The 14578-nt window shown below is 67.6% G+C and carries 10 protein-coding genes and 2 pseudogenes; 6 read left to right on the top strand and 6 right to left on the bottom strand.

What is annotated here, in order from left to right; translation table 11 throughout:
* Window positions 1–7: 7 nt before the first annotated feature.
* Window positions 8–583 carry a hypothetical protein gene (locus L6444_RS08950; RefSeq protein WP_236981768.1) on the bottom strand — a complete coding sequence of 192 codons (576 nt, stop codon included), beginning with the start codon at window positions 581–583 and terminating at the stop codon, window positions 8–10.
* 93 nt (window positions 584–676) lie between these two features.
* Here L6444_RS08950 and L6444_RS08945 point away from each other — a divergent pair, with 93 nt between their 5' ends.
* The 3 genes and pseudogenes from L6444_RS08945 to L6444_RS31020 all read left to right on the top strand — a co-directional run.
* Window positions 677–1918, top strand: a complete 1242-nt coding sequence (locus L6444_RS08945; protein ID WP_236981767.1) for an MFS transporter — start codon at window positions 677–679, stop codon at window positions 1916–1918.
* A gap of 63 nt (window positions 1919–1981) precedes the next feature.
* Window positions 1982–2527, top strand: a pseudogene (locus tag L6444_RS31025) (MFS transporter); the annotation flags it as partial.
* Between the two features lie 124 nt (window positions 2528–2651).
* Window positions 2652–2990: pseudogene (locus tag L6444_RS31020) on the top strand (MFS transporter); the annotation flags it as partial.
* A gap of 181 nt (window positions 2991–3171) precedes the next feature.
* Here the strand turns inward: L6444_RS31020 and L6444_RS08935 are convergent.
* Together L6444_RS08935 and serA are read right to left on the bottom strand one after the other, a co-directional pair.
* Entirely contained in the window at window positions 3172–4185 is a 1014-nt protein-coding gene (locus L6444_RS08935; protein ID WP_236981766.1) for a 3-isopropylmalate dehydrogenase, read from the bottom strand.
* Entirely contained in the window at window positions 4182–5768 is a 1587-nt protein-coding gene (serA, locus tag L6444_RS08930) for a phosphoglycerate dehydrogenase (RefSeq protein WP_236981765.1), read from the bottom strand. Before serA ends, L6444_RS08935 begins: the two co-directional genes overlap by 4 nt.
* 101 nt (window positions 5769–5869) lie before the next feature.
* On the opposite strand from serA, the gene L6444_RS08925 reads away from it, so the two are divergent.
* Complete coding sequence (locus L6444_RS08925) at window positions 5870–7639, top strand: tetratricopeptide repeat-containing glycosyltransferase (protein ID WP_236981764.1); 1770 nt, start codon at window positions 5870–5872, stop codon at window positions 7637–7639.
* A 26-nt stretch (window positions 7640–7665) separates the two neighbouring features.
* Entirely contained in the window at window positions 7666–9096 is a 1431-nt protein-coding gene (locus L6444_RS08920; RefSeq protein WP_236981763.1) for a phytoene desaturase family protein, read from the top strand.
* A 16-nt stretch (window positions 9097–9112) separates the two neighbouring features.
* Here the strand turns inward: L6444_RS08920 and L6444_RS08915 are convergent, their stop codons facing one another.
* The 3 genes from L6444_RS08915 to L6444_RS08905 form a co-directional block, all read right to left on the bottom strand.
* A complete protein-coding gene (locus L6444_RS08915; protein WP_236981762.1) occupies window positions 9113–10486 on the bottom strand; it encodes a PPE family protein in 1374 nt (457 codons plus the stop codon).
* 54 nt (window positions 10487–10540) lie between these two features.
* Window positions 10541–11965: a PPE family protein, SVP subgroup gene (locus L6444_RS08910; protein WP_236981761.1), complete on the bottom strand. Its 1425-nt coding sequence runs from the start codon at window positions 11963–11965 to the stop codon at window positions 10541–10543.
* Between the two features lie 843 nt (window positions 11966–12808).
* A complete protein-coding gene (locus L6444_RS08905; protein ID WP_236981760.1) occupies window positions 12809–12949 on the bottom strand; it encodes a hypothetical protein in 141 nt (46 codons plus the stop codon).
* A 195-nt stretch (window positions 12950–13144) separates the two neighbouring features.
* Between L6444_RS08905 and L6444_RS08900 the strand changes: the two genes are divergently transcribed.
* Window positions 13145–14515 (top strand): HNH endonuclease signature motif containing protein, encoded by a 1371-nt coding sequence (locus L6444_RS08900; protein ID WP_236981759.1) that lies wholly within the window; start codon window positions 13145–13147, stop codon window positions 14513–14515.
* Window positions 14516–14578: the final 63 nt, after the last annotated feature.

Below are 14578 nucleotides of genomic sequence, written 5' to 3'. Positions count from 1 at the left end.
CACCGCTTCACCGTCGGATCGCGGAATCAAGAATGTCCGGTACCGCAGGTAAAGTATGCGAACCGTGCTGCGGCCCGGGGGCGGGGTTGAGCCGATAGACGACCGGCGGCCGCCCCGCGACCAGCGGGACCACCACCCCCGTACCCGGGACAAGACGACGTTCGTCCACAACGGTCAGCGGCTCCGCGAAAGTCAGGCGGTTCATCAGCTGCTGAACACGCTCTGCGGTGTCGTCCGCAGTGTCGTTCTCCGAGTAGTAGGCACACAGGTTTTCGTCCAGACCGGTGGACTGGACCGTACCGATTCCACTGGTCACCAACATGGCGATGAACGGGTAACCGGGGTGCACCAGCCGGTGATATCTGAAGAATGCGACAGGCGGCGCACCCTGCCCGGTGGCCACGGCGCTGCCCGTGATCTCCTCGTCCCGCACGTACACCGGCACGTTTCGGCGCAGTCCGGCGAACACGGCCTGGACGTACCAGGCATCGTTGGGCGCCTCGACCATCACCACCCGGGGCGCCCCGGACAACGCGCTCGTGATGGCAGCACGAACCTGCTCGGTCGCGGCGTGGGACTGCATAGAGCTGAATCTACTGCGGTACGCGGGCGGTCCGGCAAGAACTCTTCCTCACCGCAACCTGCTGAATTGCTGTCAGTATGGAAGCATGGCTTGATGTCATCGGACGCGATCGGCGCTACCACGCGCTGGTCGATGGTTGCCGTCGCGCTCGTGCTGACAGCCAGTGCGTTCAGCTTCATCTATGCCACGCCCTTCCTGATCCCAGCCCTGGAGTCCAGCCGGGCCACCCCGCTGTCGCAAAGCGGGTTGCTGGCGGCGATGCCGAGCCTGGGCATGGTGGTCACACTCATCACCTGGGGTTACGTCGCCGACCTTGTCGGCGAACGCATCGTGCTCACCATCGGCTCCTCGTTGACGGCGGCTGCGGCCTACGCCGCGTCGACCGTCCACTCGCTGGTTGCGATGGGGGTCTTCCTGTTCCTGGGCGGGATGGCCGCGGCCAGCTGCAACCCGGCCTGCGGCCGGCTGGTCGCCGGATGGTTCCCACCGCAGCAGCGGGGCCTGGCGATGAGTATCCGCCAAACTGCCCAGCCGCTCGGGATCGCGATGGACGCCTTGGTAATTCCGGACCTCGCCGAACACGGGTCACCCAACGGTGGACTGCTGTTCCCGGCACTGGCATGCGCGGTGTCGGCCGTGGTCGCCGCCGTCGTCGCGCATGACCCGCCACACAAGCCGCGCGCCCAAGCCCATCCGGACGAGTTGGCGAGTCCCTACCGAGGTTCATCCGTGCTGTGGCGCATTCATGCGCTGTCCGCGCTGATGGTGATGCCGCAGTCGATGACCGTCACGTTCATGCTGATCTGGCTGCGCGCGGATCAGGGATGGTCGAGGCAGTCCGCCGGGATATTGGTGGCAGTCACCGCGCTGCTCGGCGCGCTCAGCCGGATGGCGGCCGGGCGGTGGTCGGACCGAATCGGCTCGCGGATGCGGCCGATACGCCTGATCGCGCTGGCCACCAGTGTGTCGATGATGCTGCTGGCCTTCACCAACGAGCACCATCCCGTGGCCGTGCTGCTGATGGTCGCCGTGTCGGTCATCACCGTGATGGACAACGGCCTGGAGGCGACCGCGATCACCGAATACGCCGGGCAGTTCTGGAGCGGTCGTGCGCTGGGTGTGCAGAACACCGGCCAACGGCTGATGACGCTCGCCGGGCCGCCGCTGTTCGGGGCGGTCATCGGAGCCTTCGGTTATCCGGTGGCGTTCGCGCTGTGCGCGATCTTTCCGCTCGCAGCGGCCCCGGTGGTACCGACCGGGTTGGAGGTACCCGGTTTCGTGGACCGGCGGTCGACGGGCTGGCTCGCGGAGAACGAAGTGAACACACGCGAGTGACCACGACGCTGCCGGCGGCCATTCGTCAGGCCGATCGGCTCGGTGCTGTGCAAGCATGAGTGGATGTCTCAAGAGCCGGCCGGCGCGGTCGCCCGCTGGTCGATCTTGGTCCTGTCGCTGTTCGTCACGGCAAGCTCTTTCCTATTTATCAACGGTGTTGCCTTTCTGATCCCGCGACTGGAGGCCGCGCGCGGAATCCCGCTGACCCAGGCCGGCCTGCTGGCATCGATGCCAAGCTGGGGAATGGTGGTGACGCTGATCGCGTGGGGCTACGTGCTGGACCGAATCGGCGAGCGGATCGTGCTGGCGCTGGGCTCGGCCCTGACCGCCGCCGCCTCCTACGCCGCCGCGTCCGTGCACTCGCTGCTCGCGATGGGCGTCTTCCTGTTCCTGGGCGGCATGGCCGCCGCCAGCGCCAACAGCGCCGGCGGCCGACTGGTGTCGGGCTGGTTCCCGCCGCAACAGCGCGGCCTGGCCATGGGCATCCGCCAAACCGCGCAACCATTCGGAATTGCGTTGGGCGCCATGGCAATTCCCGAACTGGCCGAAGGCGGCGCGCATGCCGGGTTGATGTTTCCCGCGGTGGTATGCGCCGTCGCCGCGGTGGTCAGCCTGATCGGCGTGGTGAACCCGCCGCGCAAACCGCGCGCAGCGGCCAGCGACGAGGAACTGTCCAGCCCCTACCTGGGATCGGGGGGTGCTGTGGCGAATCCACACCGTTTCCGCGCTGCTGATGATGCCGCAGACGGTGACGGTGACGTTCATGCTGGTCTGGCTGATCAACCACCACCACTGGACGGTGGCGGCGGCCGGCGGACTGGTGACCATCTCGCAGCTGATCGGCGCCGGCGGCCGGATCCTGGTCGGCCGCTGGTCGGATCGGATCGGCTCCCGGATGCGGCCGGTCCGCATCATCGCCGCCGCGTCGGCGTTGACGCTGTTTCTGCTGGCCCTCGCCGACCACGCGGATTCCCGCTACGACGTGTTGCTGATGATCCTCGTCTCGGTGATTGCCGTGCTGGACAACGGCCTGGAAGCCACCGCCATCACCGAGTTCGCCGGGCCGTATTGGAGCGGACGCGCGCTGGGCACGCAGAACACCATGCAGCGGTTGATGGCCGCGGCCGGTCCACCGATGTTCGGTGCGCTGATCACCGCGGCCGCCTACCCGCTGGCGTGGGCGCTGTGCGGCCTGTTCCCGCTGGCTGCGGTGCCGCTGGTGCCTGCCGAGTTACTGCCACCAGGGTTGGAGACTAGAGCGCGGCTGCAATCCGTTCGCCGACATCGGTGGTGGCAGGCCGTTCGTCCCCGCGAGTCGCCAGGTAACTCGCCACGGCCCGATCCACCTTTGCCGCGGCCTCGTCCTCGCCAAGATGGGCCAGCAGCAGCGCCACCGACATGATCGCGGCGGTCGGGTCGGCGATGCCCTGACCGGCAATGTCGGGCGCACTACCGTGCACCGGTTCGAACATCGACGGGTTGGTCCGGGTCGCGTCGATGTTTCCGCTGGCAGCCAACCCGATGCCGCCGCATACCGCCGCGGCCAGATCCGTGATGATGTCCCCGAACAGGTTGTCGGTGACGATCACGTCGAACCGGCCCGGGTCGGTGGCCAGGAAGATGGTGGCCGCGTCGACATGCTGGTAGGCCACCTCCACGTCGGGATACTGCGTGCCGACGTCCTGCACGGTCCGCAGCCACAGTCCCCCGGCGAACGTGAGCACGTTTGTCTTGTGCACCAAGGTCAGGTGTTTGCGCCGCTTGCGGGCCCGCTCGAACGCGTCGATCACCACCCGGCGCACCCCGAATGCGGTGTTCACGCTCAACTCGGTGGCGACTTCGTGCGGGGTGCCGACGCGGATCGCGCCGCCGTTGCCGGTGTAGGGGCCTTCCGTTCCTTCGCGGACCACGACGAAGTCGATGTCGGGGTTGCCGGCGAGCGGGCTTTGCACCCCGGGGTACAGCCGGGCCGGCCGCAGATTGACGTGATGGTCGAGTTCGAAGCGCATCCGCAGCAGCAGACCCCGCTCCAGGACACCGCTGGGCACCGACGGGTCGCCGATCGCGCCGAGCAGGATGGCGTCGTGCTGGCGCAGTTCGGGTACCACCGAGTCCGGCAGCACCTCACCGGTGGCGTGGTAGCGCCGCGCGCCGAGGTCGTAGGTAGTCTTCTCGATGCCCGGCTTGACGGCATCGAGCACCTTGAGTGCCTCGTCGATGACTTCCGGTCCGATGCCGTCGCCGGCGATCACCGCGAGTTTGGTCACGAAAGATCAACCACTTCGAGCTTGTTGGCGCCCACCGCCTGCGCGATTGCCGAGCGCACGTCGTCGGGCACGTCCTGATCCAGCCGCAGCAGGATCGTCGCGTTCGTGCCCTCAGCGTCCTCGGGACAGTGCGCGGCGTGAATGTTCACCCCGGCCGCGCCCAGCAGCGTGCCGATCTTGCCCAGTGCCCCGGGCTGGTCGGCGTAATTGATGACCAGGTTGATCCCCTGGGCGCGCAGATCGAAGTGACGGCCGTTGACCTGCACGATCTTCTCGACCAGTTGCGGCCCGGACAACGTCCCGGCCACGTTGACCACCGAGCCGTCCGCGCCGACCGCCCGCACCTCGACCACGCTGCGGTGATTGGGGCTTTCGGTGGCCTTGCCGATCTCGGCGGTGACGCCGCGTTCGGCGGCCAGGGCGGGCGCGTTGACGAAGGTCACCGGCTCGTCGATGACCGCCGAGAACAAGCCGCGCAGCGCCGAGAGCTTCAGCACCTCGACATCTTCGGCGGCCAACTCACCGCGCACCTGCACCGACAACGTCACCGGCGCCTCGTCGGCCAGCGCGGCGGCCAGCAGACCGAGCTTGCGGGCCAGATCCAGCCAGGGCGCCACCTCTTCGCTGACCACGCCGCCGCCGACGTTGACCGCGTCGGGCACGAACTCGCCGGCCAGGGCCAGCCGCACGCTCTCGGCCACATCGGTGCCGGCCCGGTCCTGAGCTTCTGCGGTGGACGCACCCAGGTGCGGTGTGACGACCACCTGCGGCAGCTCGAAAAGCGGGCTGTCCGTGCACGGTTCGGTGGCGAACACGTCGAGGCCGGCGGCCCGCACGTGGCCGCTGGTGATCGCCTCGGCCAGCGCCGCCTCGTCGACCAGGCCGCCGCGGGCCGCGTTGACGATGATCACGCCCGGCTTGGTCTTGGCCAGTGCCTCCTTGTTGAGCAGGCCTTTGGTTTCCGGCGTCTTGGGCAGGTGCACCGAGATGAAGTCGGCGCGCGCCAGCAGGTCGTCCAGGGAGAGCAGTTCGATGCCCAGCTGGGCGGCGCGGGCCGAGGACACGTAGGGGTCGTAGGCGACGATGTGGGCACCGAACGCGGCAATCCGCTGCGCGACCAGCTGGCCGATCCGGCCCAGGCCGACCACGCCGACGGTTTTGCCGAAGACCTCGGTACCGGAGAACTTGGAGCGCTTCCAGGTGTGCTCACGCAACGTGGCGTCGGCGGCCGGGATCTGGCGGGCCGCGGCCAGCAGCAACGCGATTGCGTGCTCGGCGGCACTGTGGATGTTCGACGTCGGCGCATTGACCACCAGCACCCCGCGGGCGGTGGCCGCGTCCACGTCGACGTTGTCCAGGCCGACGCCGGCGCGGGCGACGATCTTCAGCTTGGGGGCGGCGGCCAGCACCTCGGCATCCACGGTGGTGGCCGATCGCACCAGCAGCGCGTCGGCGTCGGGCACCGCGGCCAGCAGCTTCTCGCGGTCGGGCCCGTCCACCCAGCGCACCTCAACCTGGTCACCCAGGGCAGCGACGGTCGATTCGGCGAGTTTGTCGGCGATTAACACAACAGGCAAGTTCACGCGGACAGCGTAGTCGGACGCAACGGCGGCCCGCGGCGCGGCCAGACATCACTCGGGAAAATCACGCAACGTCATGCGGCGCTGCTGGGTACGATCCGGCCGTGTCCTCCCCCACCCGCCCGGCGATCTGCCTCAACATGATCGTCCGCAACGAGGCACCGATCATCGAGGCGACCCTCGACATGGTCGCGCCCTACATCAGGTCGTGGGTGATCGTGGACACCGGCTCAGACGACGGAACCCAGGACCTGATCCGCAACCGGATGGCGGCCCTGGGCATCCCCGGTGACCTCTTCGAGCGGCCTTGGCGCAACTTCGGGCACAACCGCTCCGAGGCGTTGACGCTCGCCCAGGGCCACGGCGACTACATCTGGGTGCTCGACGCTGACGACAGCATCGAGGGCACTCTCGATTTCGGCCAACTCGGCGAGGACCTCTACCAGCTGCGTTACGGGCTCGGTTCGGCCGTCTTCTGGCGCCCCAATCTGTTTCGCGACGGGTTGCCGGTTCGCTACGAGGGTGTCGTGCACGAGTACGTGATGGTGGACGGGGACTTCACCCACGATCGGCTCGATGGCGATTACTACATCGATTCCCGCCGCCTCGGCGCGCGGAACTCCGACCCGCAGAAGAAGTATGAAAGCGATCGCGACCTGTTACTGGCCGAGGTCGAGCGCAACCCGGACGACGCGCGATCCGTGTTCTATCTGGCGCAGAGCTATTTCGATCTGGCGGATTTCGACAACGCGCGAAAGTGGTATCTGCAACGCTCCGAGATGGGCGGATGGGACGAAGAGGTCTACTACGCGCTGTACCGGGTCGCGAGTTCCATGTGGTCACAAGGCGAGGCGTGGCCGCAGGTGCAAGACGCCTACCTGCGGGCCTGGGAGTTCCGGCCGTCGCGCGCGGAGCCGCTGTATGACATCGCGCATCGGTACCGGCTCGACGAGCGGTACTGGCTCGGCTATCTGTTCGCCGAACGTGCCGCCGCCATTCCCTACCCGGAGCAGGACACGCTGTATGTCAGCCAGGAGGTCTACCAGTGGGGTGCGCTGGACGAGCTGGCGCTGTGCGCTTCGTGGATCGACAAGCACGCGGAGGCCTTCGCGGTCTGGCGTCGCGTGCTGGCCCAACCCGACCTGCCCGACGACGATCGGCAGCGGATTGCGGAGAACCGCGAAATCTGTGCGACGGCGCTGCGCGAAGCGGCATCCTCGTATCCCGCCGAGCTGGTGCGGGGTATGGTCTGCGGCCCACCCGACGCCGACGTGGTGGTCAGTCTCGTCGCCGGACCGGATCGTGCCGTCACCGAGCTGACACTGAACTCGTTTCTGAATTGCTGCACCGATGTGTCGCGGGTCGGGCGCTTCCTGGCGGTCGATGCCGGGCTGTCCGCCGCGGACCGCGCGACGCTCTTGAACCGCTACGAATTCCTGGAGTTCTGCCACCCTGGCCCGGAGGAATCCGTCGGGACCCCGCTGGCGCACCTGCGCGGTGAGGTCGCCGGACCGTTCTGGCTGCACCTGGGTCAAGGCTGGCAGTTCTTTGTGCGCGAGAACCTCATCACCCGGTTGCGGGCGGTGTTCGACGCCGAAACAAAGGTGTTCCAGGTGGCGATCAACTACGCCGACGCGGCCCAGGCGGGAGGTGTGCGCACCATGGAAAATCCAGTGCGCCAAGCCCCCGGCGGCGGAAGCTACTTTCTCACCGAGCAGGTGGCTTACGGACCCGCGATGTACCACACGGAACGGCTGGATCGGGTGGGCGTTGCGCCGGAGACCGAGCCGACCGCAGATTTGGGCCGGCGTGCGGCCGCCGCCGGCTTTCGCACCGCCAGCCTCGATGAGGTGGTGTGCACCGCTTCGCTTTGAGCGCGCAAGTCAGCTCTAATCGAGTTATGGATGTCTCCGTCGTCGGCAGCGGGCCCAACGGACTCGCCGCGGCCGTGATCTGCGCCCGCGCGGGGTTGAAAGTTCAGGTCTTCGAGGCGCAGCCGACATTCGGTGGCGGCGCCCGCACCCAGGCCGACATCGAATTCCCCGGAGTCTCACACGACGTGTGCTCGGCGGTGCACCCGCTGGCGCTGGCGTCACCGTTCTTTGCGGCGTTCAACCTGCCCGCGCGGGGTGTGCAGTTGTCGGTCCCGGAGATCTCCTACGCCAACCCGCTGCCGGCCGGCCGGGCGGCGATCGCCTATCGAGACCTGGAACGCACCTGCGCGGAGTTGGACGACGGTGCGTCGTGGCGGCGTTTCCTCGGCCCGTTGGTAGGCAACGACGACGGCGTCGTGGGGTTTCTGCTCGGCGACAAACGATCGGTTCCAGGTTCGCCGGCCACCGTCGTCCACCTCGGGCTGCGAATGTTGGCCCAGGGCACCGCGGCCTGGGGAGCGCTGCCCGGCGAGGATGCCCGGGCGTTGTTCACCGGCGTTGCCGCCCATGCGATTACACCGCTACCGTCGCTGGCGTCCGCCGGCGCCGGGCTGATGCTGGCCACCCTCGCCCACTCGGTCGGCTGGCCGATCCCGGTCGGCGGTACCCAGCGAATCACCGATGCCCTGATCGCCGACCTACGCGCGCACGGCGGCCAACTGACGGCGGGGGCCGAAGTCACCGAACCGCCCAGCGGGGTGGTCGTTTTCGACACCGCACCGACCACCCTGTTGCAGGTCTACCGGGAGTCCATCCCGCACCGATACGCTAAAGCTTTGCGCCGCTACACATTTGGATCGGGCGTCGCGAAGGTTGATTTCGTGCTCAGCGGCGACATCCCTTGGACGGATCCGCGGTTGGCGCAGGCGGCGACGCTGCACCTAGGTGGCACCCGTGCACAGATGGCCTCGGCGGAGGCCGATATCGCCGCCGGGCGGCACGCCGAGTGGCCGATGGTGCTGGCTTCGGTTCCCCACCTTGCCGATCCCGGTCGAATCGACTCCACCGGCCGCCGTCCGTTCTGGACCTACGCCCACGTGCCGGCGGGATCCACCGTCGATGCCACCGCCACCGTGACCGCCGTCGTGGAACGCTTCGCGCCCGGTTTTCGCGACGTGGTGGTGGCGGCGCGCAGCGTGCCCGCAGCTCAGCTGAGCGCCCACAACGCCAATTACGTCGGTGGGGACATTGGCGTGGGCGGGGCCTCGGTTTTGCGCGCAGTCGGCGGACCCACACCGCGAGTAAACCCTTGGAGCACACCAATTCCCAAGGTGTACCTGTGCTCGGCGGCCACGCCGCCGGGAGCCGGTGTGCACGGCATGGCCGGTTACTATGCCGCGCGCACCCTGTTACGGCGTGAGTTCGGGATCCGGGAGCTGCCGGCCCTCGCCCCCTGACGGGACTCGATGACGTTCAGCGACCGAGCAGGCACTTCTTCAGCTCGAGGTATTCCTCCTGGGTCAACCGCCCCTCGTCGCGAAGCTTGGTGATATCACGGAGTTTGGCCGCGACTCCGGTTACCACGATCCGAGGGGTGCGGGTGGAGGTGGCCGGCTCGTCGGCTGCCGTCGCGGCCACGATCTTTGCGGGCACACGTAGCTCGGTGCCCTGCGGGACAGGACTGCCTTGCGTATTGGGCTGGCCCGCCATCGCGCGGCCCGTCATCGTCGCCAGCGCTGAGTCGCCGACGGAACTGCCGGAAGCGGCTTCTGCCGCGGCGGTCGCGGGGCCGGCTTGGGACAGCGGCAGCGCCAGCGCGCGGGTTTGGATCTCGGGCGCCGAGACCGTCCACGCGGACGGCACGGACAGGCCACCGACGGTGTCGGCCGCACCCAGTCCGGCCGATGCCGTCGGCACCGTGCCCCGGGGCAAATTGGACAGTGTCGCCGGGAACTCCTTGACCGGCGCCGGCGCGGTGCCCGGCCAGGACTCCTCGCCGTTCCAGCCGCTGACGATGTCGTCGGTGTGCGTACCGACGAGGTAGCCGTTGATGACGAACGGGAGATCGACTGGCCCCAACACAACTGCCAGGGGGACGCTCGCTCCCAGGCCGGCGAGGGCGGCCGGCGTGCCCAGAAAAATGGTGATGAGGTCGCTCAACGTGTCGAGAGAGTCTGCGGCAGCGCTCGATTGGGCAGGTGCTGCAAGGCTGTCCAGCGCGGTCGGCACCTGCGAAAAGCCGGATACGGCCTGCTGGGCATTGCCGGCGGGCGTGGCGAGTGCCTGCCCGACCGCGGCGGCCTGAGCGGACGGGGCGTCGGGGCGGGTGTTCTGCTCAGGAGACGAAAACGGCGTAAGCACAGTCGCGGCCGCGGAGGAGGCCGCGTAGTTGTACATCGCCAGTGCGTCCTGCGCCCACATCTCGGCGTACTGCGCCTCGGTGGCTGCAATGGCCGGCGTGTTCTGGCCGAGAAAGTTCGTTGCCGCCAACGCTGCCAGCAGGCTCCGGTTGGCCGCGACGCTAGGCGGCGGTACCGTCATGGCAAACGCCGCCTCGTATGCGGCGACTGCTGCCGTCGCCTGGCCGGCCGTCTCCTCGGCCTGCGCCGCAACGGTGCTCAGCCAGTCCAAATACGTTGCGGCCGCGGCTGTCATGGAAGCCGAGGACGGACCCGTCCACAGCCCTGAGGTCAGTTGGGACACCGCTGACTGGTAGGCGGCCGCCGCTGTGTACAACCCGTCGGCCAATCCGGCCCACGCCTGCCCAGCGGCCAGCAACGGCCCCGCACCGGGACCGGCATATATCCGAGCGGAGTTTATCTCCGGCGGATAGGTCCCGAAATCCATTGACGCGCAATCCTTTTCCAGACGATTACGTCATATTCGAAGAGCAGTACGCGGTCACCGACCGAGCAGCCGGTTCTTCTGTTCGACGTACTCCTCCTCGGTGAGGATGCCCTCGTCGCGGAGCTTGGAGAACTCGCGGAGTTCGGCCGCTACCCCGGTGACCACACCCCGGGGCTCGCTCCCCGACGCTTCGCCCGCGTCGGCCGCCGCGGTTGTCTCCGCCGCGATCGCTGCGGCGGCGGCGACCTGAAGGCGTTCGGCCCGAGACGCGTTGCTGCCCTGCTTGCCGACGCCGGTGCCCACCGTGCCGGCGAGCGCGCGCCCGGCCATCGCCGCCAAAGCCATCTGGCCGAACGTGGAACCGGACCCGGGTGTCGTCGTCTCCGGTTGAACGGCGCCGCGGGCGGCAGGAACCAATGGGAATTCGCACGAGATCGGGCGTACCGCCGGCGTGGCGATGGTCCAAGTCCCGGGCACGGACAGGTTTCCGACCGTGTCCGCTTCGCCTATGGCGCCCCACACCCTGGGGGGCGGCGGGACGGTGCCCGGGCTCAGGTTGAGGAGAGGGGCCGGGAACTCTTTGACCGGTGCGGGCGCCGTGCTCGGCCACGACTCTTCGCCGTTCCAGCCGCTGACGATGTCGTCGGTGTGCACACCGGTGCCGTAGCTTCCGATGTCCAGCGGGAGAGACACCAGGCCGAGGACGCTCAGCGGCACGTCGACCGTGAGCTCAGCGATATCGGCCGGCAAGTCCAAGAAAATCGAGATCAGGTCGGCCAGCGTGTCCAGGATGTCACTGGCCGAAGTGGACTGGGCGGGCGCGGCCAGGCTCTGCAGCGCGGTGGGGACCGCGGCGAAGGACCGCTGCGCCGAGGCGACGGCGCTCTGCGCGTTGCCCGCGGACGTGCTCGTCGCCTGAGCGACCGCGGCTGATTGCGTGGCCGTCCCTGCGGAATTCGTATTCTGCACAGGCGAATTGAAAGGGTTCAGCGTCGTGGCGGACGCCGACGAAGTCGCGTATCGGTACATGGCCGCGGCGTCCTGTGCCCACATCTCGGCATACTGAGCCTCGGTGGTCGCGATGGCAGATGCGTTCTGCCCCAACAGGTTCGTCGCCAGCAATCGGGTGAGCATGGCACGGTTAGCCGCGACCAGCTGGGGCGGGACCGTTGACGCGTACGCCTGCGCGTAGGCGGTGGCTGCAGCGGTGGCACGGGCCGCGGTGTCCTCCGCGCCGGCCGCCGCCTCGTTGAGCCAGCTGATATAGGAGGTGGCCGCGGTCGTCATCGACGCCGCGGCGGGCCCTACCCATGGGCCAGCGGTCAGCGCCGATATCACCGACCGGTACGTGCTCGCGGCGTTGGACAGCTCGGAAGCCACACTGTTCCAAGCTTGGGCGGCCGCAACCATCGACTCCGATCCTGGCCCGGTATACATCCGGGCCGAGTTGACTTCCGGCGGCAACACCGCGAAATCCACAGCACCCCCTGCACGCTCTACTCGCTCAACACCGGCCGGCGAACCTGGGCGACCGTGGCCAGGCTCGCCACCGTTTCATCTCAGGCACGCGCAAATGGCCTTTGCATGTCGAATCCTATTTAACATAAGCCAGTAAACCGTTCATATTGTCGTACGGCTTACCGGCAACAACATATTGATAATCGTGCAGAAACTACCTGTGGATAAACTGCAAGTTTTCCTGCCAATCGGCTGTAGAACGTGTCTCACCGCTTCCGGATCGCTCAGGTAAACGGACTGCCGTCGAAGCTTTCACGCCAACCGCCCGCATTGCCCGCTGCCTGCCGCCCAGCACAGCGCCGGGGCAGACGTTGCTATCCGAAATAGCCGCCCCGCCGCCTGGCGACGACCTGAATACATATGTGCGGTGCGCGAGTAATTGGGCCATTGCTATTCAAATGTACGAACCGCATGTCGATTCGGCACCTACCGCTTTCCCAATCTGTTTCAATTGCGTGGGCGCTCCGCAGAACGATATCTGCGATTCGCCCCGGTTCCTAGCCGACAGCTATCTGGTAAGCGGGCAAGCCGACGGGCGGCCGCCGTGCTGGTCATGGTCGTACCCGCGCGGTCCTTGGCCATCGCCCGACTCACCACTTGATCGACAGCCTCGGGCAACTCGGGGCGCCAGTGGCGCACGGATGGCACCGGCGCACGCAGGTGGTCCGATATCACCTGCGCCCGGGTTCGCGTCACGGAACGGCGGCTGGCCGGTCAGCACCCGAAGGCCGTTGCGGCAACGCGAATACTGCTCCGACCGGCTGTCCGTGTCGCCGCCGAGAAGTTGCTCGGGCGAGGCGTAACTCAGGGTGCCGACCGGGTGCCGGGGTAGCCTCGGCGCCGGGCGACGTAAGCCTCCCCCATACCGCCCGCCCCCAGCGGCCTCATGATGGTGTAGCCACCGAATATCTCCCCGGGATTCAGCACCCGATTATTCAAACTCATGCCGTCCCCGAAATTCGACGCGGGTATGCACGGTACGTCCGGTTACTACGCGGCACGCACGTGTTGCGACGCGGGGTCGATCTGTAAGTTCAGCTGCGTCAATGTTTTTCGCTCTGAGTGAAATCGTTGATATGGCTGGGTTTTCGGGCTCAGCGCGCGGGCTGCTTGTCGGTGGTGGTTCGTAACATTCGGGGTATGACGGCAAGCAGTCGCGAAGAGATCGTCGAGATTCTCGACGAGATCGACGCGCTGCAAGACAAGCTGAGCGCGTTGACATTCGACGCGTTGACCACGCCCGAGCACACAGCACTGGCCCAACGTCTGGAACGTCAGGCCCGCCGGCCCCGAGCAGTGCAGCACGCGGTGATCAACCAGCTCGAGGCCCAGGCCACCAAGCAGGAATTGGGCGGCAGCCTGGCTAGCGCGTTAGCCGATCTGCTGCACATCACCAAATCCGAGGCCGGCCGCCGTGTAGCTGACGCCAGACTGTTCGGGCCGCGCCGCGCGCTGACCGGAGAACCCCTGGGTCCGCTGGCGGCGGACACCGCGGCCGCCCACCGCGACGGCCGTATCGGCGACGGTCACCTCAAAGTCATCCGCGACTTCCTCAACGACCTGCCGCCCAGCGTGGACCTGGGCGTCCGCGAGGCGGCCGAAGCCCAACTGGCCCAGCTGGCCGTGGATCGCCGCCCCGACGAATTGGCCGGCCTGGCCGCCCAGCTGCTGGACTGGCTACACCCCGACGGCGACTTCTCCGACGAGGAACGCGCCCGCCAACGCGGCATCACACTGGGCAAACAACACACCGACGGCATGAGCAAGATCAGCGGCCTGATCAACCCCGAGCTACGCGCCACCCTGGAAGCCGTGCTGGCCAAACTCGCCGCACCCGGCGCGTGCAACCCCAACGACGAAACTCCCCACGTCGACAACACCCCCGATCAGGACGCCGTCGACCGCGACACGCGAAACCAGCAGCAACGCAACCACGACGGCATGCTCGCCGGCCTGCGGGCGCTACTGGCCTCCGGCAAGCTCGGACAGCACCGCGGCCTGCCCGTCTCGATCGTCATCACCGCCACCCTGCAGGATCTCGAAGCCGCCACCGGCAAGGGGCTCACCGGCGGCGGCTCGAAAACCCCCATGTCCGATGTGATCCGGATGGCCAGCCACGCCCATCATTACCTGGCCCTGTTCGACGGCGCCAAACCGCTTGCGCTGTATCACACCAAACGGCTGGCCTCCCCCGCGCAACGGATCATGCTCTACGCGCGCGATCGTGGCTGCACCCGCCCGGGGTGTTCGGCACCGGCTTACCACAGCGAAGTCCACCACGTCAGCGGCTGGAAGAACACCGGCCGCACCGACATCACCGACCTCGCCCTGGCCTGCACTCCCGACAACCAACTCGTCGAAGACGGCGCCTACACCACCCGCACCACCGCCAGCGGCCACACCGAATGGCTGCGCCCGCCCCACCTGGACCACGGCCAACCCCGTATCAACCTCTACCACCACCCTGAAAAACTGCTCGCGCCAGACGAAGACGACGACGATCCTGATTGATCAGCGCTGAATTTGTTGCGCGGCTAGGCTTTAGCGCGCTCACTCGAGGGGTGCGATCGGGCA

It is taken from the genome of Mycobacterium kiyosense, from assembly GCA_021654635.1.
Taxonomy (GTDB): Bacteria; Actinomycetota; Actinomycetes; order Mycobacteriales; family Mycobacteriaceae; genus Mycobacterium; species Mycobacterium kiyosense.
The sequence above is the reverse complement of the archived record's forward strand: the minus strand, read 5'-3'. Positions and strand labels throughout refer to the sequence as shown.

Coding starts and splice junctions, on each gene's coding strand:
- L6444_RS08950 (WP_236981768.1), bottom strand. CDS start 583: ATGCAGTCCCACGCCGCGACCGAGCAGGTTCGTGCTGCCATCACGAGC.
- L6444_RS08945 (WP_236981767.1), top strand. CDS start 677: ATGTCATCGGACGCGATCGGCGCTACCACGCGCTGGTCGATGGTTGCC.
- L6444_RS08920 (WP_236981763.1), top strand. CDS start 7,666: ATGGATGTCTCCGTCGTCGGCAGCGGGCCCAACGGACTCGCCGCGGCC.
- L6444_RS08915 (WP_236981762.1), bottom strand. CDS start 10,486: ATGGATTTCGGGACCTATCCGCCGGAGATAAACTCCGCTCGGATATAT.
- L6444_RS08905 (WP_236981760.1), bottom strand. CDS start 12,949: ATGAGTTTGAATAATCGGGTGCTGAATCCCGGGGAGATATTCGGTGGC.
- L6444_RS08900 (WP_236981759.1), top strand. CDS start 13,145: ATGACGGCAAGCAGTCGCGAAGAGATCGTCGAGATTCTCGACGAGATC.